Source organism: Paenibacillus luteus (genome assembly GCF_006542765.1).
Lineage (GTDB): Bacteria > Bacillota > Bacilli > Paenibacillales > Paenibacillaceae > Pristimantibacillus > Pristimantibacillus luteus.
On the sequence record NZ_SKCD01000022.1, the window covers coordinates 315,440 to 336,496 of the forward strand.

The following is a 21,057-nucleotide window of genomic DNA, read 5'->3' on the forward strand; positions in this document are numbered from 1 at the left end:
GAGGCGTACTATGACTTTATTACTCTTCAGTAAGCTGGTTCGATTATTATTGAAAGAGAAAATGGAATACCGAGCTGATTTTGTACTTTCTGCCTTCGCTCAAATCATTTCCTATGCAGGCGACTATATTGTCATCTGGCTGTTCATGAAGCAATTCAACTCGATTGCTGGCTGGAACTGGCCTGAAATTGCTTTGCTTTATAGCATTGGATTATTTACATATGCGCTTGGCGCATCCTTTTCTTTCGTGCAGATGTCGGGTCTGGAAGGTCAAGTTCGGGAAGGCACCTTCGATACGCTGCTCATTAAACCTGTCAACCCCTACTTATACCTGATTAGTCGCGGTTTTAACCTGGCATACGTCGCCCATATCAGTATTTCCGGAACTGTATTAATTTGGGCTATCGCTCAATTAAATTTACAGTGGTCATGGACAGATTATGTCTATTTGCTGCTTGCTTTAATCAGCGGTGCAATGATTCATGCTGGATTGCTCACTGCTATTGGCGCGACCACCTTCGTATGGGTGAGGACAGGATACTTGTTTTCATTATTTTTCCAATTAAAGGAATTCATATCCTATCCTCTTCCCATATTCGGAACCGTGGTTCAGCTGCTCTTGACCGTTGGGGTTCCACTCGCTTTTGTCAATTTCTATCCTGCAGCCTTTCTTTTGTCGTACGAAACATCGCTAATTCCGCATTGGGCCAAGTGGCTGGTCCCGCTCGCGGGTCCGCTGATTTATGGACTAGGCTACCGCTTTTGGATGTATGGCGCAAACAAGTATCAGGGAGCGGGCGGATAACTATTTGCCGTTCGTAAGCGTACCTATCGTAGAGTAAAATGCTATGGCAGCCTTGGACTAGAAAATATAGTCTAAGACTGCCACAGCTTCATTGAACAAAAATTCCCCCTTAGTTTAAAACCTACCTCTTTTCTAAGTTTTAAGAGGCTCCACTTCGAAAAATCCATTTCCTCCATCGTTTGTATCCCTAGATCGAAATTCCAACTTGAAGTCTGACTCACCCGTTATTTCCTTAAGCGTCTTTAGTATGAGCGGGGAATATCGATGGTAAAGCCATTCTGAGGTGGAGCTGTTCGGGCTATAGATAAGGAACGTTTCCTCAACGTACTCTGCATTCGTATTTCTTAACCATGCATTGAAGCTGGGAGAAGAAATCTTTTTTCTAATTTCGTCTAAAACTTTTGCCCATACCCTTGATCGGTCTGAAGATTCATAAACATGTTCAACTTTCCCGCCAGGAAATACATGATCTGCCACCCTCTCACTCAGAAGAAGCTCTTCAACGGATTGATTAAAAATCTTTCCCAGCCTAAGTAACATTTCAATATCAGGCAAACAGCCCCCGTTTTCCCACTTTGAAACAGCTTGATGACTAACCCCCAATAATGTTGAAATTTCCACCTGCGTCAACTGCAAGCCACGCCGTAGTCTCGATATGTTCATTCCAATTTTATCATTTTCGAGCAATCAAGTTTCACCTCCAACAAAGAGTATTTAAATACACGTCAATGCTATCACATTAAAAATAAAACCTAAAGCAAGTGTAAAGAGAATGGACAATGCATCCTTTGCAACTCTAGGTTGCAATTATGCTTCGAATCACAAATCTTCGTATAGTGAAGAATAAGAATCACGCCTAGTTTCTCAGAAAATACAGCCATACTAGAGTCTTCCACCAAGTGATCAATTAATCTCGTTTTTTCCGTGCCCGATATTGCTGCGGCGTTACACTGACAACTCTTTTGAACAAGTTCGAAAAACTTCCTAAGCTGGTATAGCCTACATGCTCTGCAATGTCTGTAATCTTATATTCGGTTTCTTCCAGCAATCGTTTGGCCTCAAGGATCCGTTCCTGAATCATGGCATCCGACAAAGATAACCCCGTCTCCTTTTTGAAAAGTCTGGATAGATACGCCGGGTTCAAATAGACATGGGCAGCCAAATCCTCCCGGGTAATCTCCTGATCCAATCGTGAACGAATGTAATGTCTAATCTTGGTAACCACAGCAGAAGATACTTTGTTGCTTACCGTGAGAAGTCGTATGGTTGCCCTCAGGCAGCATCGCGTCCAATGTTGAAGGGCATCTGAGTGTTTCGGATAGCTTTCCTTATCTGTCAAGCTCTTTAATTCCGCCGACTTGTGGATCGATAAGCCCTTTTGGGCCAAAAGGGTGTGAATAATGAATAGAATACCATGGATAAATTGATGATGGGATTCCTTCGTCCATGTATTTCCTTCACTATTCCAAAACCATTGCTTAACACGGCGATCCAACTCCTCTAGCTCACCAAGTTCCATGATCGTCGACCACTCCGCAAACAAGCTTAGAGGAGCTGCTGCCTGCAATTGATCCATGGTTTTTTCAGAAGGAGTAGAGACAGGCATGAACACTTGCCGGGAGCGGGTTAAGTTGTGCTGCTCTCTCTCCGTCACATAAGTGTAGGCGCTAACGATCTCCGGTAATAATACTGTCGGGCTGATATAAATGGATAAGGAGCAATGAAGGAGCCGTTCGCACTCGTTCAGAAACTGACGGCAATTGTAATTAAGCACGTCGCTAATCGAAATCTCTTCATTCTTCGCATAGATGATCGCTAGATTGAGACCCGTATGATCCTGAAATACGACACCTTCCAGCTCTAGCAGAAGCAGTTCCCCGGCTAAATTGCGAAGCGCGTACTCCATAATGGCTTCATCCCGCGCGCTTAGATTATCTTTCCATTGCTCGAGTCCAAGGAGAACCAGAATATATCGATCACCAGGCTTGATAGACAAGCCACAAGTTTGTGCGGACCTTTGCAACGAATCTAGGAGCAGTGATGCCCGTTGACTAATCATGTCCTGCCAGAAGCGTTCAACCAATATAGGCAGCTGATGTTCCCATTTCCTTCGATAATCCTGCAACAGAGTTTCAAACTTTTTTTGTTCTTTTTGCTTGCCTGCCTCTGCAAGAGCATCACCCGCCACTTTCTTCAATTGCTCATAATCGACGGGCTTCAGCAAATAATGGAACGCCCCATGATGGATGGCGCGCTGCGCGTACTCAAAGTCTGCATGACAAGTAAGCATAATCGTGAAAGTGTCCGGCGAGTGCTGCTCCACCCAGGCCAACAAGTCCAAACCACTGCTGCCCGGCATTTCGATATCGCAAATTAGCAAATCGACAGTAGTGCTTCTCAGAACCTTCAACGCTTGTTCCACGTTCTCCGCCAAGCTAATGTGCGTAACGCCCAGCACGCTCCAATTCACACCTTGCTGCAAACCAAGCAAGGCAAAGTATTGGTCATCAACAATTAAGATTCTGTACATCCCCATGATCAAAGCCTCCTCTGCATAGGCAATTTGATATTCACCATTCCGCCGCCCCGAGGATCATTGCGGAAGGTTATTTTCGCGCGTTCATCATAGAACATAATTAAGCGTCTGCGCACATTCCATATCCCCAATTGACGGTCTGTCGGCTCTTTTTCATATAATCCGAGGTTAAGCATGACCAGCTGCTGCTCGGAGAATCCCGGTCCGGTATCGCAAATTTGAACAGCCATATATAAATGCCCATCGTCACTAGTTTCTTCACTTACCGTGATGCTGACTTCAAAATGCTTTGCATTATTAATAAATCCATGCTTAATGGCATTCTCCACGAATGGTTGTACAAGCAATGGCGGCACTAGGACGCTCTCAAGTTCCTTGGGCAGCCGTTCGTGAAAACTAAGTTTGCCCGGGTACATAACCATTTGGATTTCCATGTAGTTTCGGATATGATTAAATTCGCTGACAAGCGCAATCCACGCATCGTTGGTGCTCATGATGAACCTGAAATAGGAGACCAGGTGGCTGATCATCTTCTTAATAAGCGAATACTTCTGAAGCTCTACTAGATGGAAAACAATATTTAAGGAATTCATGAAAAAATGAGGATTAATCTGAGCCTGAAGATGCTTAAGCTCGGCTTGCTGCACTTTCATTTGCTCTTCATATACGTAGATCTTTAAATCCCCGATTTGTTCAGCCATTCGATTGAACTGTTGTGTAATCAGTTGAAACTCCTTGGATTTCTCTTCCTTTAAACGAAAATCCAATTGTCCCTTGCCCAGTATACGCATCCCGCTTGCCAACTGCTGAATGGGCTTAAATACTAGCCTGCTTAATAGAAAGAACAGAATAACTAGAATGACGACAACAGCTATCGGAATAACCTTAATTACTCGTTGAAACAGAGGCAGCTCGTCGAGCAGCAATTTTTCGTCCAATAAAATGAACACATTGAGATCTGAGAAAAGAGACGGTTTGCCTACGAACAAATAGCTGCTGCCGTCACTAAGTTGAATAGAAGCGCTCGTGTGATTCGATTGATCGTTCAAATGCCTGCGGATGCGGACAAGATCCTCATTGGAGAATTGCCCCCACAATAGATGACCCTCTTTGGAAATAATGCCAATCTTCTCGTCGCTCTCTACTGACTCCAAACGGATTAGAGGCTGGGCTAAGGAGTCAATGCTGACCAGCACGCCGACCAGCAGCCTTCCGCTTTTATCAGGTAATGCCTTAAATAGGACTGGCTGGCCGCCGACATTAATGATTTCCCACTTCAAGGATGTCGGAAGCTTGAATTTCTTCAGCCGGGAAGACAGTCCGTTGCGAATAGCCTCCTTCTCCTCGTAATACTCCTTCTGACTGCTTAGAAATAACTCGTCCCGGCTAAGATGATATACGAACACACTGCGAATAATTGAGTAGTAGCTAACGTCGCTATACCACTGATCCATTAATTTTCTGATCGATAAATAATAGTTAACACTTTCCGGGTCGCTTTCCGAATATAGCTCAAGCAGCATGCTTTCGTTTGCCGTTCGCAGCAAATAAGTACTGGTCTGCTCCAGTAGCTCATCAAGAGCGCCTAAGTGAAGGGTCAACGTATCCGACGCGGATTTTGCTACTTTCTCGCGAACGATATTTGTAGAGTAGATATTGGTGTAATAAAGGAAGAAAAAAAGTGGCGCTACTAATAACAGGACGAGAGCGCTTACTTTAAATTGCAACGAAAGTCTCACATTTCCTCTCCTTTGCCTAGTTTATTAGTACCCATGCGGCACGAAAGGGGAAAGACCGATTCGGTCCTTCCCCTGCCTGCTTATGGTTGATTTGCCTTCCACTCATCGTACTGTTTCTGAGCTTCGGTTCGGATCTTCTCAATACCGTTGGCCTTTAGCTTTTCATTGTATTCTGCCAGTACCTTGTCGGCATCCAAACTTCCCGTTTCAAGCAGCGGACGATACTCCTTAATAATATTGCTGACGACGGACACCTCTGTTTTGACAGCGTCCGTGTTGAAGCTGAAGCCAAACGATTTTACTTTATGAGCTTTTTCGTTATAGGCTTTGAACTTCTCCCATTTGTCAGGGCTTTCGCCTTCCCACAAATAAGTGAGCGTCTGATTCCCAAACATCCACTCAATACCCGGAGCCCACCCCGTATCCGCACGGGTAGAGACGCCATCTTGCAGCTTAATGAAATTATCCTTGCCCTCTACCTTGACATATTGCCGTCCTTCCACACCGAAATCGATCAGGTTGACCAGATTTTTGTCGGTATGAAGAAGGTTTAGAAGCATCATTGTGCGCTCCGGATCGACAGATGTGCGGCCGATTGCCATCATGGAGTTGCTGACGCTTGCTGTACTGATTTCAGGATCATTCCCCTTCAGCTTGACTAGTTCGATACCCGTCGCGCTGGAATCTTCCTTGTCAGAATCCGGTTTATCGGAACCGAATTTCATCCACGTTTTGCCGGCCTTAAATGCATCTTCGGCGCTCGTTTTGGTCGTCGCGGCATCCTGATTGATGAATCCCTTTTTGAACCATTCGCTGTAGAGCCTCAACCTATAAATAGTCGCATCGGATTCCAACGTGCTGATGATCATCTTATCTGTCTTAGTATCCAATACAATACCGGCAGGCGCTCCGGCCACCAGCTCGTAACGGAAGTTTTCTTCCATGCTCGGCTTTGTTTTGTCGAAGTAGCTCAGCGTATCAGAACCACTGCCTGAGAGCCAGATAGGTGCAAGGCCGGGTTCCTTATCCTTAATGGTTTGAAGCCACGGCTCTAGGTCTTCCAGTGTTTGGATAGAGTTGATATCAAATCCGTATTTATCAATAAGATCTTTCCGAAACATAATCGTGTGGCTCTCGCCGATTTCTTTGTTAGTTGGGATCGCGTAAATTTTCCCATTTACTCTGCCCCCATCGAGAAAACGAGGATCTAAAGTCTCCATTATTCCTTGCCCGTATTCGGTTAACAAATCATCTAGCGGGAGAAACGCCCCTTTGGTTACATTGTTGGAAAAATCTGCCCAGTTCGGAGCAAAAGTCAAGTCTACTTGCTCTCCGGACTGATAGGCCAGCGCCATCTTCTCAGACCAGGAGGACCAGGGCAGTCCTTGGAAGTCGATCTCCGCATTAATTTTCTCTTTCAAGTATTTATTGATTTCTGCAACAACTGCCTTGGAGTCGTTTTGTGGAAAATTGCCTACCGTATAGACTTTGAGCTTGCGGTAGGTCGATGTATCGGGATTGCTTGTGCTTGATCCGATTTCCTCGGATGGCTTGCTTGTTGACAGCGGTTCTGCATTAGGTGAACCGGATGATCCTGAATTTGTGCTGCAGCCTGACATGACAAGCATGGCCGCCGTTAGCCCAACAAGCGTTTTGCCCAAACCTTTCGTTACCTTCATTTCTTTAACCCCCTATAAATTTTCATATATTCTAACCGGCCGTTAAGCCAGAGCTAGACGAATTAACCTTTGATGGCTCCAATGGTAAGTCCCTTGGTAAAGTACTTCTGAAAGAAAGGATAGACAAACAGAATGGGACCAATGGAGACGACTACCATCGCCATCCGTAAGCTTTCTGTCGGTACTGATTGCTGCACTAGCAGAGCTACTCCGCTGCCCGCTAATTGATTTTTGAAAAACTCCGCTTGGCGAATCATTTGAATCATGACGTACTGCAACGAGAACTTTTCGCTGTCATTAATGAACAACAAGGAATTGAACCAATCGTTCCAATACATTAGCGTCGTAAACAATCCGATTGTTGCCAGTACCGGAAGCGAAATAGGAAGAACGAGCTGAAAAAAAATTCGCCACTCCGATGCTCCGTCGAGCTTACCCGATTCAATCATCTCTTCCGGTATGGTTTGCTGGAAGAATGTACGGGCAATGAAGATATAAAATGCGTTCGAAAGGCCTGGAAGGATAAGCGCGACATAAGTGTCCTTCAGATCCAAATAGTTGACGTACAACAGATAGAAAGGGACCAGCCCTCCAGAGAACAGCATCGTAATCAGAAGATAGATATTAAATATTTTCTTAAACGGAAAATCCTTGCGAAAGATCGGGTACGCATATAACGCAATTAACAATACCGCCAGCAAGGTCCCAATAAAGGTTACAGATAAGCTAACCCCATAGGCTTTCATAAGAGTCGACGAATTGGCAAATAGATGGTGGTATGCAGATCCATCGATTTCGTCAGGCCAGAACTTGTAGCCTTTTAGCGTTAGGAGCTTTTCATTTGAAAATGAGATGGCGACGATCAGCAAGATCGGCAAAATGCAGGCGAGACTGAAAGCGATAAAAATAGTATGAAGCAATAGTGCGGCCAGCTTAGATACCTTCTGATACGGTTTAACGCTCGTTGCTTTGTTCATATTGATTCTCCATTCTAGAAAAGTGCCGTGTCGCGATTAAGCTTGCGAGCCAGACTATTTGCTCCAATGACAAGGAAAAATCCAACTACCGATTGGTAGAAATTCGCTGCGGAGGCCATTCCCAAGTCATTGAGCTGAATCAGGCCTCTATAAACATACGTATCGATGACATCCGTCGTAGAGCGCAACGCGCCGGAATCGAGCGTAACATGATAAAATAACCCGAAGTCAGAGCGGAATAAGCCCCCCAAATTTAATATCGTCAGAATGACCATCACAGGAGTCAGGAGCGGAATCGTAATTCGGATGATCTGCTGCCATTTGCTGGCTCCGTCCATGACCGCTGCTTCGTACAGCTCTTCGCTGATTCCAGTTATTGCCGCCAAGTAAATGACGCTGCCAATGCCAACGGAGTGCCACATTTTCGTCAACCACAGAATATAAGGCCAAGCCTCCGAGTGCATATAAGCATTAACCGAAGAGTGTCCGAACAACGGCAACACGTATTTGACCAGAAAACCGTATTCAGGGTGTAAAAAGGCGTATACGATATAGCTGACGACAACCATGGACAAAAAATTCGGCATGATCATCACCGTCTGATAGAGTCGCGATGCCAGCTTGGCACGAACCTCATTTACGGCAATGGCAATCGCAACGGAGAGAAGAAGACCAGTCACAATAAAGACAACATTGTAGGCAACCGTATTAATTGTTACTCGCCACGCATCGGAAGTAGCGAAGAGAAAACGGAAATTGTCGAGCCCCGCCCACGGACTGCCCAAAATTCCGTCGACGTAGTTAATGTTCTTGAAAGCAATGAAAACGCCAAACATGGGGATATAACAATTAATGAAAAAAACGATGCTTGTTGGCAGCAGCATAAGCAGCAGCACGCGGTATTTCACAATGTTTCGCAGCAAACGGGCATAGCCCCTCTGTCGCTGTGAACGTGCTGGCTCAGTTGAATCATTTACTGATGTTGGAATGGACATAGCAGTTAACCTCACTCTATTGAAATAGGATAGATTTATTATAATGAAGTTAGAATTAGGAATTCTCTATCCCAGGTGATCTCATTTATTAGAAAGTTACCTCTTAGCCTGATGTCCAGATACTCTTCTACGCACAGATTTCGCCATACGCAGGTAACCTAGCTGCAAAGGTGGCTTGGCCCCTCCTTCGGATAAACGTTCACCAATTGAACGATGCGCGCATGGAGACGAGCGATACATGACATAACTCCCTTTGAGCTCGAACAAAAGGGGAATAAAACATCACAAAAGCATCACCTCGATAAGGTGATGCTCCGGTTGTTGAGAATTCAAATTGCCATGATACCATGGTTTTTATTTCACTCATTTACCTCTGAGGAATCAATCGCTAGACAGGTTATTTAAAAAGGAGTTGGGAAAAATGGTATAAATCATTTTTCCAAACCGGCCAATCGTGGCCGCCACTTTCCTCGTACCAAATATGGGGCACATGGTTCGTCTCCAAATAGGCATGCGTCCGGTCGCTAACATGCTTAAGATTGTCCAGAAGTCCGCATGACAACCAGAGCAAACTCAGCTTAGCCGACGCATCTTTCGGATTCGGGACAAGCAGCTCGGGCTCCTTCGTGTTTGGCGCAGAGGAAAAACCGCCAATCCATGCAAAATGATTAAGATTGCCTAATCCGATATTCAGCGATTGTCCTCCTCCCATCGATAAACCGGCTAGAGCACGGTTCTCTCTCCTTGCCAGAACCCTATAGTTGGATTCCACATAAGGGATGAGATCATAAAGCAAATCGGATTCGAAATCCTCAAACGCCTTTAATTTATCCGCATCGAATAAGTTGCCCTCCGCCCGGTCATTCTGCATGGCACGGCCGTTAGGCAGGACCACGATCATGCGCGCAAGCTTGTTGTCTGCATACAAATTATCAAGAATCACTTGCGGCCTCGCATGTTTGTACCATTCCTCCTCGTCCCCCCCGATACCGTGCAATAAATAAAGAACGTTATATTCCCCTTGACCATCCGGGTAACCTGGAGGGATGTAAATCATCGTTTTGCGCTTGCACCCTACTGTCTTAGAAATATATTCAACCGTCTCCATTTTACCGTGGGCAATATCTTCCCTATACTGGTCATACCCCTTCGGAACAGCGTGTCTTAAACAATCGTAGTTAATTGGATTCATCCTATTTCCTTCTCCTTTCTGTTTACAACAACTTAACTGCCACAGAGTATAAACTTTCCAACCTGAACAAACAACCTGTCAAACACTACTACTCGCCGGTACCGTAAAGTGAGAGTTAGGAGGGCTCCAGAACCATAATTAGACAGGTTGTCGTCGGTATCTCCCAAATAGTAAACTCAGTTTTGTAAGCGCATACAAATTATTTTGCATACAACAACCTCTTCCCGCTTCCCTTGTACTACCATGAATTCACATATATAGAACAAAAAAAGGAGATGAGTATTAATGATGAAAAAGAAAGTCAGTTTGGCAATGAAGCTTCTCCTGCTTATGGCGCTAGTGATTTCGCCATTGCTGCTAAGCGGCAAGAAAGCAGAAGCGTGGGTAGGCATGCCGATGTCCAAGCTCCATGTAAACGGCAAGCAATTGGTGAACAGCAGCGGCCAGCCCGTGTTGCTAAGCGGCTGGCACCAGCCATCTGGCGCTTACTGGACGTACCAGAACAGCAATTACTACCTGAATCAAAATGGCGGGAATCGACATGCGGCGATCTTGGCGTATTTGAAGGATATCACGGATACCTTTACGAGCACCTCGGCCAAATACGGTAATAGCCATGGGTGGTATATGAATCAGGTACGTCTATTCATTGATCGGGAGGACATGGGCGACGTTGCCGCAGGAACGTACAATTTTGCCGGCCTGCAGGCCGTTACTCAGAACGTCATCATTCCTTATATCAACTATGCCAAGACCAAGGGCCTGTATGTCACCCTCGGCCTAGATTTCACTTTAAGCGACAACAAGGCAACAACTCCTGCCAACCTCGCCAAGTTTAATCAGATTTGGGGTTACCTTGCTGATCAGCCAGACATCAAGAGTGCAGACAATGTCATGTTCGAGCTTATTAACGAGCCCGTACTATCTGATGTCAACGGGGTTTGGGGCGGCCACCCCTCCCAATCCAATTTCGTTGCATACTGGAACTCGCTCAAAAATTTCCAAAACTCCATGATCTCCACCATTCGCGGCAAAGGCGCGGATAACGTCATCTGGGCATCGGGTCTTGGTTGGGATCAATACTATCAGCTATGCGCAGCCTATCCGCTGACAGATCCACTGAACAATATAGGTTATTCCGTACACTGGTATCCGGGTTATGGCGCTTATGATGATTACAATCCTTTGCAGCAGCAATGGGACACCAATATTAAGCCTTGCGCCGATAGTTATCCAATTAATATTACGGAGACCACCTGGTTCAAGACCCAGCCGGGAGACTCTGCCTATTGGGATCTGTTTAATGGCTCGAACGCAGGCTTCGGCAAAAATACCAAGGCGATCTTCACGGCAGCAGGCAATGTGAGCATTGCCGTCCATATGAACGGATTCTTGTTGAATCCAGGCACGAGAAGTTCATTCGCAGATCCGACAGGCGGTTTGATGTACGATGGCAATACTGCCCGGGACGGCATGGCCCGATTTATATTTGAATGGTACTATGAACGTGCGCAGTTTAATCCTTGGAATGGGATATGGAATGGGGTCACGAATGGCGCAACTTATAAGCTCGTCAACCGTGCTTCGGGTAAAATACTCGAGGTTCCAGGCGGCCAAAATACTAACGCATTGCAGCTTCAACAGCGGGCAGACAATAATACGACAGCTCAGCGCTGGATCGTCACGGATCAAGGCACCTTTAACAACTATTACAAATTGCGAAGCGTAAGCTCATCCGATAACAAAGTCATGGATGTTCGTAACGGAACAAAAAACAACGGAGAAGCGATTCAGCTTATGCAGGATCTCTCAAATACCGCGCAGCAGTTCCGTTTGATCAAGCTCAGCAACGGTTATTGGAGCATCTTGAACGTAAATAGCAATAAAGCGGTAGAGGTGACCAGCTCCTCCTCGGCTGATGGCGCGAATATTCAGCAAAACGTTTACCGCGGCGATCTCAATCAACAATGGCAACTGGTACAGATTAACTAGCAGGAAATGTTTTAAAGAAGGTGCCCAAGAAGCCTATGGCTTTCAGGGCACCTTCTTTTAGTTTGGTTAGCACAACAGATTGAACAAACTGGTATGCGCCCCATGGAAGCCCTATTCCTTTACGGATCCTACCATAACGCCTTTAACAAAATACTTCTGAACAAATGGATAGATAATTAAGATTGGAATCGTGGTGATCACAATCAAAGAGTACTTTAGCAAGGTCTCCATATTTTGCATCAGCGTCAGTCTCTGGGTATCTAATGTCGACGACATGCTCGTATAATCGATTTTATTCTCTACCAGGATTTGGCGCAGCACGAGCTGCAACGGGTACAGAGACTGTGAATTCAAAAATATAAGGGCGTTAAAGTATGAGTTCCACAGTCCGACCGCGGACCAAAGAGTCAAAACGGCAATGATCGGTTTGGACAACGGCAAAGCAATGCGCGTTAAAAAACGGAAATCTCCGCAGCCGTCCAGTTGCGCAGCTTCGTAAAGTTCCTTGGGCAATGAAGTCTGGAAAAAGGTCTTGGCTATTATAATGGAAAAGATATTCAGCGCCGATGGCACGATGATCGCCCATGGCGTATTTAGCATGCCCAGTTGCTTGACCACGAGATAGAAAGGAATCAGGCCTCCGTTAAACAGCATGGCAAACAGAATAGCCCAAATCCATACGCTGCGTCCAACCATCTCTTTTCTTGACAACGGATATGCCATCATAATCGTGAGAGAGACACTCAGCAAGGTTCCGCCTACGGTATAAAGAAAAGAATTGGCAAATCCGGTCCACACCGCGCTGTACTTAAAGACACCGATATAACCGTCGAGCGTCGGATCGACCGGCCAAAGCCACACCTTGCCGCTCTGTACGGCCGCTCCCGAACTAAATGAAGAGCTGACAATAAAAAGCAGTGGATACAGGACAAAGAGGAGAACCACAGTCAATCCTGTATACACAAAAAACAAAAAAATGCGGTCCGCCCCGGACTCACGAATCGTGGTTGTGTGACGCATAGAATATATCCTCCTATCCTAAAACAAGCTGCTGTCCGAAACTTTTTTGGCGCAATAGTTGACTGCCGTAATCAGGATTAGGCCGATCACTGCGTTAAACAGACCTATTGCTGAGGCAAAGCTGAAATCGGCATTAACCAAACCGACCTTATATACATAAGTAGATATAATCTCCGAGGAGCTCAAGTTCAGATTGTTCTGAAGTAGATACACCTTCTCAAAACCGACACTTAGCAGCCCACCTACACTCAAGATCATCAGGATAATAATTGTCGAGCTAATGCCCGGCAGGTCGATATAGCGAATCTTCTGAACTCGGGAGGCGCCGTCGATCTTCGCTGCTTCATACAGTTCTGGGTTTACGCCAGCTAGAGCCGCAAGATAGATAATGGCACCGTATCCCGTCTCTTGCCAGATCCCCGACCAGACATAAACAGATGAGAAGCTATCCGCGCTAGCCAACACGTTCGGGGGATTATTTTCGCCGAACAGCTTGGAGAAGAGGGAAAGAGGACCGCTTGTAGGCGAAAGCATGATTTGAACCATGCCTACCAAAATAACCGTCGAGATAAAATAAGGTGCATACGTAAACATCTGTACAGCCTTTTTGAACCGACCGTTTCTGACTTCGTTCAAAGCGAGTGCCAGAATAATCGCGCAAGGAATGGATACCGCAAGATAATAAAGGCTTATGGTTAGCGTGTTCTTAAGCAACGGCCCGAAATACGGGGAGGATAGAAACAGCTCAAAATGCTGAAAGCCGACCCAAGGGCTATGCCAAATGCCCAGCACCGGGCTGAAATTGCGGAATGCAATCTGCACCCCCAGCATCGGCCAATAACTGAATAGCACTAGAAAAGCTGTCGGCAGTGCGATAATGGCGTACAACGGCCAGTGCCTCACGATCCTAAGTTTTATCCCATGACTTTGTCTCATATCTATCAATCCTCGCTTAAAGAAATTGCACCATCCTCTCCAAGAAGTCTGAAGAGGAGGATGCCGTTGCTGCTTTTATTTCAATGATTCCAAACTCTTAATGACGGCATCGTCACGCTTGAAGCTGCTCGTATCGAACGGGCCAACCATCGCGGATTGAGTAATGCTCAAATATTCATCCAGCCCTAGCTTCTGAACGCCGGAGACGTAAGTATCCCAGTCTTTGCTTAGCGATTTGTTGCCTACAATGAATTCAGCAGTCCACTGCTTGACGTAATTATTGATGTTTGTCTTTAACAGCGAAAACTTTTGGGACTGAGCTGGATCGATCCACATAGATGCAGGCACTACCTCTGCAGGCTGCTTCCCCTTATAGTCCTTCTCCGTGTAGTAGTGAAGCAGCGCTTCCGAGCCCGAACCGTCAGGCGTAAAGGGGGACTTGGCTACGATACTGTTGCGCCATTCTTCCGCTTGATAGATCGGTCCGAGTTGGTTCCAACCCCAGGTAAATGGAGTAGGCGGCTGAATATCAATCTCGAATTTTGCCGGCGTGCCCACGAGACCAGTATCGCCTTCCTTCGCTTTGAACCAATACTTGCCTTCCGGACCGTAATCGGCAATCGTCGTGCCTTCTGTCGTCCAGATGAAATCAAGCAATTTCATGATAGCGATTTTCTCTTCTTCCGAAGCCTTGTTCGTAATGGCAAATACCGCGCCGCTTACTCCATTGCCGCTGAACGCCGCATATTGCACGCCGTCCGGCCCTTTTAACGGAGGAATGGTTACCCAGTTGATAACGTCGTTCATGTTCTCCGAGCCGACGACGCAATTCATGCAGCCCCAAGGCACGACTCCCACCTCATGGTTAACAGCTTGCTTGCTCAACACATCATTGGTCTGCGTAAATGCCGAGCTGCTGATCAGCCCTTTGGTATACAGCCGATTCATGTATTCCAGACCTTTCTTCCAGCCGTCCTGAATCGCGGCCAACTCCACTTGACCGTTTTTGATCTGCAGATGATTACCGCCATCATTGTATGCAAAAGCATTCATAAGAAAAGTGGTCGGATCAGAGTTCCAGCCGTCTGTCGAGCCTGTTAACGGCAGGATGCCATTTTGCTTGAAGACCTCCAGCGTATGCTCGAATTCCTCGGTTGTGGTTGGAATGCTTAAGCCATGTTCCTCAAGAAGGGGCTTATAAACCCATAGTTTGCTAGAGTAATAACAGTGAAGGCAATAGTTGTAGAACGGCAGCCCGTAGATGTTGCCGTCCGGAGCAAACAACCCTTGCGCAAGTGTAGGCGTATCCTGAATGGCATTCCAGACATTAGGGGCATGCTCCTGAAGCAGATCGTTTAGCGGAACAAATACGCCTTGCTGTCCGTATTTCAACAGGTCTTCATTGTTGAAGTTCCCCGCCCAGAAGATGGACGGATAATCTCCGCTTGCAAGAAGCAGTGGCTGCTTGGTAGCTACGTCCGTGTTGGGCACGGTGGACCACTCGATTTCCATATTAAAGTTATCTTCTGCATATTCCGTAAACCAGTTCGTATCCAGATTGCCGTTAAAGCTGGAAGTGCCTGCGAACAAATTCACTTTTACGGGCTTGTTGCTGGAAGACGATTCGCCTGAGTTCGTACTGGAGCCAGTCGGCTTGATAGCGCTCTCATTTTTTCCGTTATTGCCCTGCGAGCATGCGGCCAGCAATCCGATTACCATCATAGCTGCCAACATCATCGCTAATTTACGTTTGACCTTCATTCTCGTAACACCCCTTGTGCCATTATAGGTTTGATTTTACAGTGTTATCCGGCTGTGCAAAGCTTTGCATGCACCGCATCACCCCCTTTTTTCTGAATATTCTGTATTTTACACGTATAAGAATATCCTACTTAACAAAATAAACGTTTCTATATACTTTTTTTTGAAGAAGGAACGAGCCGAAAAAATGTAAGCACTTTCAATAAAAATCAGTTTTCTAGAATTTAAGGGGAGAATCTATCCCAATTCAACTTCTTATAGACTTTCTTTATCCTGTTTTGGAACGACTTTTTCCTAACACAGCTTGATTATAATGGATATCCACACAAAGTAAAATCGGGTATAATTAAAGCGGTATATAAAAAAATGAAAGTAGTGATTTATTTTGAAACATTACATGAAGCAAATGATGGTTACCGCACTGGATCGAACTTTACCCATCTATATTGAGCTTATGGGCTGGAACGAATGGCAGGAGGAATTTGATCGGCCTGAAGGGTATCACTGCTACCACTGGCTGCATACCACCAGCGGTGAAGGGCAATTCGAATGTGCCGGGTCGACGGTGACATTAGCCCCAAATCAGGGCATACTGCTGCCGCCCCATGTGCCTCATCGATATGTCACGTTGTCGCATCCCTGGTCGACTTGGTATGTTACCTTCAATGGCAATCTCGCGCCAACGATCGTATCTTCGCTAGGTCTCGCCACTTCTACAGTCATTACATGGGAGCCCGAATCCAGAATGGCCAAGCTTCACAGGAGAAGCCACAAGCTGGCGCTAAGCCATCTAGATTTCAACGGAATGGAAGGCTCCTCCTTTCTCTATCGATTTCTGATGGATTTGAAGCGCTATGGGCAAGTGGACAAACAGCGCTCCCACTCCCAGCATTCGCTCCGACTGATGCCTTTGTTCCAATATATGGAAAAAAACTTTCATAACCCGTCTATCGGCCTTGGCGATCTCTCCAGTTACGCAGACCTTAGCTCACAGCGGCTCAACTACCTGTTCAAGATCACAACCGGAATGAGTCCCTATCAATATCTGATAAACCTGCGCATTCAGAAAGCCAAAGAGTATCTGATCAATGACAGAACATTAACCATTAAATCGATATCATCCTTGGTGGGTTTTCTGGATGACAGCCACTTTGTGTCCACCTTTCGAAATTTCGAGAATATGACTCCGCTGCGTTTCCGGGAGCTCAGCTAGGAGCCATCCCTGAATTCCTGGGGTGTTACCCCGAAGCGCTCTTTAAAAACCTTGATAAAATACGTCGGGTTTTTATAACCCAAATGCGAAGCAATTTCATAAATCTTGTATCTGCTGTCCTTTAATAAAACAACTGCATTATTCATCCTCAAGCGCAGCAAGTAATCAGAGATCGTCTCTCCTGTCTCCCGCTTGAACACTTTCGAAACATGAGTTGGATGCATATACACATAATCCGCAATAGCCTGCAGCGACACGTCTTCCGACAGGCGCTCCTGTAAAAACTGATGAATCTGCGCAACCAGCGTGTGGCGGTTAGCCGACATTTCCGAATTCAACTCATTCTGCAGCCGCTCCATAATATCAGCAGCCCAATAGGCCAACTCCTCGATGGTTTTCATTTCCGTTGTTCTATGCAAGCGATAATCGGCCAGAAGCTTGCCATTTTTATGCACAAAGTACGAGTAGGCGGACTTCAGCGAGTAATAAATCTCGGACAAATGTTCATTAGAGCCGTTATATTTGGATTTCCATTCCTCCACAATCTCTTCCAGCTTCTCCTTCGCTCCCGACCAGTTGCCCGCTTCCATCAAATGCTGAAATAAAGGGGGCGAGTAAAGGGAGCCTACCACATGGGATACCCATCTCCTGTGCTCGCCGCCAAGTCGTACGACCAAATCGTGTTCATGTCCAACTTGCAAACGCATGGTGGCGATGCAGCGCTGATAGAGCTCCTCCAATCCTCCCGCAAGCGTTTCGATCGGAGACAGCACTACCGTGATGGCAAGATGCAGCAGTTCACTGACTACCCGTCTCATCTCATCCACTAGCAGTTCGATGCCTTGATCGGTTATATCCCCGGTATCACGCCGAATTACAAACACCAGATTACCGTAGAGATCTTCACTGCTCCAAATATTTCCGGATTCAGACAGCAGCTCCTCCACAATATTCGCGACGGCAAAGCCCAGTATTGGCATATCTGACGGTTGATATCGTAAGTACACATCATGAATTCGGACCAATATGAGAGATACTTGATCATCGTAGAGAATCGGAATATTGTACAACCCCAATTGCTCAGCTAATTTGCCCTTCGGAATCGTTTGACCCCGGATAAGGTTATTAAGCAAATTCGCGCGCAGCGCAGGAAGATTGCGATGCACCAAGGCTTGCGAATGGACAAAAGCTCTTGCTTGCTCCTGCTCTTCTCTTCTAGCATTCGCCGTTTCATTAACGGCGGCCAGCAGCTCCGAGTCCTTTACCGGCTTGAGCAAATAATGAGACGCCTTATGCTTAAGCCCTTCCTGAGCGTATTCAAACTCTGCATGTCCGGTCAAAAGCATGCAGGATATATGAGGCCACTGGCTCTTGATGGCCTTGATCAAATCTATGCCCGTTATACCCGGCATGCGAACATCGGTAATGACAATGTCCACTGTCTCCGTCTGTATAATTTCCAATGCCTGTTTGCCGGAGTATGCCGCAAAACAAGCCGTGATTCCAGCCTCCTGCCATGGAATGCTCGCGATCATGCTGTCCACCAGGTGCTCCTCATCATCCACGATTAACAGCTTCATGTTCATTCGCCTCCTTCTCTCCAACGCAGTTCGGCTCGAAGTCCCCCGGCAGCGTTGCACGATAGCCTCACGCCGGAATCCGCCTCGTAACGCAGCCGCAGCCGTCGATGGACATTCCGTAAGCCGCAGCTCTCCGTGCGATCATCGGGACTGCCGTTCAACATCCGCTGAAGCGCCATTACCTTCTCCGTCGTCATCGCTCCGCCATTGTCCTCTACGATCAATACATTCATGCTCCCAGAGAGGTTGCCCGTTATGGTTATGACACCGTCGCCCTCCATACCTTCTATGCCGTGAATCAGTGCATTCTCAATGATCGGCTGCAGAATCAATCGAGGTACGGTCACTTCCAACAACTCAGGCATCACCTGGATCGAATATTTAATTCGTTTCATTCGCATCCGATGTATGCTCAAATAGTCGTCAGCGTTCTTTAACTCCTCGGAAAGCTTGACGAGTTGATTCTCGACACGTGTGGTGTAGCGATAATAATCGGAGAGATGGTAGGCCATGTTAATCACGGCATCTTTGTTGCCGAGCTTGGTCATGCTAACCACATAAGTCAGGCTGTTATAAAGAAAATGCGGATTGATCTGGGATTGCAATTGCTTAAGCTCGGCTTCGCGCGCATACAGCTTCTGCTCAAGCACATTCTCAATTAACTGTTGTACTTGCTCTGCCATTTCGTTGAATCTGGAAATGACCAGTCTGAATTCATTGTTAACCCGCAGCGGAATTCTTGATTTGTATTGGCCCATTTTGATCTGCTGCACCCCTTTTACAAGCGCCCCCAAAGGCACCTGCACATTACGGTACAGCAGCCAGGAGACGACGATGCCGACAATGAGAAGCAGCCCCAGGACTAGATAACTGAACTGATTGGTCACCCGCAGTGGTGTAAGGATCTCATCCAGCGGCACAATATGGACCACATAGCCGTCAAGAGCCTGAACATCGGAATAGGTCAACAGATATGAAGTGCCGTTGAGTTTCAGAGTTAAGTCTCCTTCGTTCGCAAGCGAAATGCTCTGCAACGCTGACAGACCTTGTTCAAGGAGAAGCGGAGGCATCGAGCTGGCAGTCAGATATGCTTCACGAGACCTATAGAACAAAACCTCTCCGTTGCCCTGCGCCTTGAATTCATCCAGCATACGAATTACGTTGCTCATATCGAAGCCAATCTCGATAATGGCGTTCGCGTTTGTAATGCCTCCTTCGAACTGCTCGAAGGTAAGATGAATGACCTTGCCAAGCTCACCGACACCACTACGGTTCCAAATAAAATTCCAATTCTCCTCGCTTAACTTCCGAAGCCGCTCCGGGTTGAACATCGTCCCATGCATGGTAGACAAGGATTGCTTCGACTGCGGCGAATACACGGTAATATCATTGATCCAGTTCGTAGAGGCCGCCTGAAGATTCAGCTTGTCCAAAATAATTTTCTTCTTTTTGATCTGCTCGTAATGGCTGGTGTTAAGCAGAGACAAATCTTGAAATTCAACTACATTCGGATCGCGAAGCAGCATATGTGAAAAAGTTTCCATCTGCATGATGATATGGTTCATCTGCGTGCCTAGTGTCGACAACCGGCTAATGTTAGACTGTTTCAGTTGGCCGGTGATGACGTCTTCATTTACCCTGTTGGAGTATACCGAAAGGATCAGAACCGGCAGCAGCAGCAAGACGAGCGAGCCGACCAGTTTAGAAAAGAGACTGCGTTCCTTTTTGCTCATCCGCCACGACTCCCGAGTTTTTGCCTATTTTATTCCTTGACCGCTCCCATCGTCAAGCCTTGCACGAAAAACCTCTGAAGGAAAGGATACACGATCAAAATAGGCAAAGCGCCAATCAGGATCTGTGCTGATCGAACCGTCCGCTCCGACAAAATCTGAAGCTGCCCCGGATCAATGTTGGTATTGCGCATGTCCCCGCTCTGAATGATGGTCTGAAGGAAGGTGGCCAGCGGGTACTTCCGATAATCTGTCATGTAGATCAAACCGTCAAACCATGAATTCCAGTGCCAAACCATAGCAAACAAAGACAGCGTAGCCAGGGAAGGAAGCGACAGTGGAAGATAGATGGAAACTAGTGACCGTATATACCCCGCTCCGTCTATATGTGCCGCCTCTTCGAGTTCTTTAGGAATAGCCCGAAAAAACTGCATCATCAGAATCGTATTAAACACATTGACTGCGGATGGCAGAATCAGCGCCCAAAGGGTATTGGTCAGTTCAAGCTGAGTAACGACAAGGTAGGTAGGAATCAATCCGCCGTTAAATAGCATGGTAAATACGAAGAACCATGCATAAAAAGATCTTCCGGCAAACGACCGCGACAGCGTATAGGCTGCCGTTACAGTCAAAAACATAGAGAATAATGTACCAACAACCGTCCTTTCCACCGAAAAGAGCAAAGAACGCAGAAAAGAAGGATTCGTCAACGTTCTCAAATAAGCCTCGGCCGTAAAATCGACAGGCCAGAAATAGACCCGGTTGGCAGTAGCGGCGGAGCTGGAGCTAAAGGATACGGCACCCACATGGATGAGCGGCAATATACATAGAATTGCTAATACTGCTAAAAAAATAGTGTTTCCTGTCGTAAACCAACGATATGCAATCGTCTTTTGATGCAT

At 46.4% G+C, this 21,057-nt stretch carries 16 protein-coding genes; 3 read left to right on the forward strand and 13 right to left on the reverse strand.

Annotation, left to right across the window (positions count from 1 at the left end):
• Positions 1 to 10 precede the first annotated feature (10 nt).
• Entirely contained in the window at positions 11 to 805 is a 795-nt protein-coding gene (locus tag E0496_RS17980; RefSeq protein ID WP_139997239.1) for an ABC transporter permease, read from the forward strand.
• Positions 806 to 937: 132 nt separating this feature from the next.
• Here the strand turns inward: E0496_RS17980 and E0496_RS17985 are convergent, their stop codons facing one another.
• The 7 genes from E0496_RS17985 to E0496_RS18015 form a co-directional block, all read right to left on the reverse strand.
• Complete coding sequence (locus tag E0496_RS17985) at positions 938 to 1,492, reverse strand: helix-turn-helix transcriptional regulator (protein ID WP_141503136.1); 555 nt, start codon at positions 1,490 to 1,492, stop codon at positions 938 to 940.
• A gap of 220 nt (positions 1,493 to 1,712) precedes the next feature.
• Positions 1,713 to 3,341, reverse strand: coding sequence for a response regulator (locus E0496_RS17990; protein ID WP_141503137.1), 1,629 nt, complete (start codon positions 3,339 to 3,341; stop codon positions 1,713 to 1,715).
• Positions 3,342 to 3,343: 2 nt separating this feature from the next.
• Positions 3,344 to 5,080 carry a histidine kinase gene (locus E0496_RS17995; RefSeq protein WP_139997236.1) on the reverse strand — a complete coding sequence of 579 codons (1,737 nt, stop codon included), beginning with the start codon at positions 5,078 to 5,080 and terminating at the stop codon, positions 3,344 to 3,346.
• An 80-nt stretch (positions 5,081 to 5,160) separates the two neighbouring features.
• Positions 5,161 to 6,759: an ABC transporter substrate-binding protein gene (locus E0496_RS18000; protein WP_139997235.1), complete on the reverse strand. Its 1,599-nt coding sequence runs from the start codon at positions 6,757 to 6,759 to the stop codon at positions 5,161 to 5,163.
• A gap of 62 nt (positions 6,760 to 6,821) precedes the next feature.
• A complete protein-coding gene (locus E0496_RS18005) occupies positions 6,822 to 7,736 on the reverse strand; it encodes a carbohydrate ABC transporter permease (RefSeq protein ID WP_141503138.1) in 915 nt (304 codons plus the stop codon).
• A 14-nt stretch (positions 7,737 to 7,750) separates the two neighbouring features.
• A complete protein-coding gene (locus E0496_RS18010) occupies positions 7,751 to 8,731 on the reverse strand; it encodes an ABC transporter permease (protein ID WP_141503139.1) in 981 nt (326 codons plus the stop codon).
• Between the two features lie 397 nt (positions 8,732 to 9,128).
• A complete protein-coding gene (locus E0496_RS18015; protein WP_141503140.1) occupies positions 9,129 to 9,923 on the reverse strand; it encodes an alpha/beta hydrolase in 795 nt (264 codons plus the stop codon).
• Positions 9,924 to 10,208: 285 nt separating this feature from the next.
• Here E0496_RS18015 and E0496_RS18020 point away from each other — a divergent pair, with 285 nt between their 5' ends.
• Complete coding sequence (locus E0496_RS18020) at positions 10,209 to 11,915, forward strand: RICIN domain-containing protein (protein ID WP_241674855.1); 1,707 nt, start codon at positions 10,209 to 10,211, stop codon at positions 11,913 to 11,915.
• Between the two features lie 111 nt (positions 11,916 to 12,026).
• Here the strand turns inward: E0496_RS18020 and E0496_RS18025 are convergent, their stop codons facing one another.
• From E0496_RS18025 to E0496_RS18035, 3 genes are all read right to left on the reverse strand, one after another.
• On the reverse strand, positions 12,027 to 12,935 hold the full coding sequence (locus E0496_RS18025) for a carbohydrate ABC transporter permease (RefSeq protein WP_141503141.1): 909 nt from the start codon (positions 12,933 to 12,935) through the stop codon (positions 12,027 to 12,029).
• Between the two features lie 18 nt (positions 12,936 to 12,953).
• Positions 12,954 to 13,871 carry an ABC transporter permease gene (locus E0496_RS18030; RefSeq protein ID WP_141503142.1) on the reverse strand — a complete coding sequence of 306 codons (918 nt, stop codon included), beginning with the start codon at positions 13,869 to 13,871 and terminating at the stop codon, positions 12,954 to 12,956.
• 75 nt (positions 13,872 to 13,946) lie between these two features.
• The gene (locus E0496_RS18035) at positions 13,947 to 15,632 is read right to left on the reverse strand and encodes a type 2 periplasmic-binding domain-containing protein (protein ID WP_141503143.1); all 1,686 of its coding nucleotides are present in this window, start codon (positions 15,630 to 15,632) and stop codon (positions 13,947 to 13,949) included.
• Between the two features lie 397 nt (positions 15,633 to 16,029).
• Between E0496_RS18035 and E0496_RS18040 the strand changes: the two genes are divergently transcribed.
• Positions 16,030 to 16,845 (forward strand): AraC family transcriptional regulator, encoded by an 816-nt coding sequence (locus E0496_RS18040; RefSeq protein ID WP_206669803.1) that lies wholly within the window; start codon positions 16,030 to 16,032, stop codon positions 16,843 to 16,845.
• Here E0496_RS18040 and E0496_RS18045 read toward each other — a convergent pair.
• From E0496_RS18045 to E0496_RS18055, 3 genes are read right to left on the reverse strand one after another with little or no spacing between them, the layout of a single operon-like run.
• Positions 16,842 to 18,425, reverse strand: coding sequence for a response regulator (locus tag E0496_RS18045; RefSeq protein ID WP_161601465.1), 1,584 nt, complete (start codon positions 18,423 to 18,425; stop codon positions 16,842 to 16,844). The two genes, E0496_RS18040 and E0496_RS18045, sit on opposite strands and share 4 nt — an antisense overlap.
• Positions 18,426 to 18,427: 2 nt before the next feature.
• The gene (locus E0496_RS18050) at positions 18,428 to 20,158 is read right to left on the reverse strand and encodes a sensor histidine kinase (RefSeq protein ID WP_141503146.1); all 1,731 of its coding nucleotides are present in this window, start codon (positions 20,156 to 20,158) and stop codon (positions 18,428 to 18,430) included.
• A gap of 29 nt (positions 20,159 to 20,187) precedes the next feature.
• A complete protein-coding gene (locus E0496_RS18055; protein ID WP_141503147.1) occupies positions 20,188 to 21,057 on the reverse strand; it encodes a carbohydrate ABC transporter permease in 870 nt (289 codons plus the stop codon).

Bases quoted from the DNA above. Each gene is read 5' to 3' on its own strand.
- E0496_RS18005 (WP_141503138.1), bottom strand. From the start codon at position 7,736: ATGAACAAAGCAACGAGCGTTAAACCGTATCAGAAGGTATCTAAGCTG.
- E0496_RS18030 (WP_141503142.1), bottom strand. From the start codon at position 13,871: ATGAGACAAAGTCATGGGATAAAACTTAGGATCGTGAGGCACTGGCCG.
- E0496_RS18055 (WP_141503147.1), bottom strand. From the start codon at position 21,057: ATGCATCAAAAGACGATTGCATATCGTTGGTTTACGACAGGAAACACT.
- E0496_RS18020 (WP_241674855.1), top strand. From the start codon at position 10,209: ATGATGAAAAAGAAAGTCAGTTTGGCAATGAAGCTTCTCCTGCTTATG.
- E0496_RS18040 (WP_206669803.1), top strand. From the start codon at position 16,030: ATGAAGCAAATGATGGTTACCGCACTGGATCGAACTTTACCCATCTAT.
- E0496_RS18010 (WP_141503139.1), bottom strand. From the start codon at position 8,731: ATGTCCATTCCAACATCAGTAAATGATTCAACTGAGCCAGCACGTTCA.
- E0496_RS18015 (WP_141503140.1), bottom strand. From the start codon at position 9,923: ATGAATCCAATTAACTACGATTGTTTAAGACACGCTGTTCCGAAGGGG.
- E0496_RS18045 (WP_161601465.1), bottom strand. From the start codon at position 18,425: ATGAAGCTGTTAATCGTGGATGATGAGGAGCACCTGGTGGACAGCATG.
- E0496_RS18035 (WP_141503143.1), bottom strand. From the start codon at position 15,632: ATGAAGGTCAAACGTAAATTAGCGATGATGTTGGCAGCTATGATGGTA.
- E0496_RS17980 (WP_139997239.1), top strand. From the start codon at position 11: ATGACTTTATTACTCTTCAGTAAGCTGGTTCGATTATTATTGAAAGAG.
- E0496_RS18050 (WP_141503146.1), bottom strand. From the start codon at position 20,158: ATGAGCAAAAAGGAACGCAGTCTCTTTTCTAAACTGGTCGGCTCGCTC.
- E0496_RS18025 (WP_141503141.1), bottom strand. From the start codon at position 12,935: ATGCGTCACACAACCACGATTCGTGAGTCCGGGGCGGACCGCATTTTT.
- E0496_RS17990 (WP_141503137.1), bottom strand. From the start codon at position 3,341: ATGGGGATGTACAGAATCTTAATTGTTGATGACCAATACTTTGCCTTG.
- E0496_RS18000 (WP_139997235.1), bottom strand. From the start codon at position 6,759: ATGAAGGTAACGAAAGGTTTGGGCAAAACGCTTGTTGGGCTAACGGCG.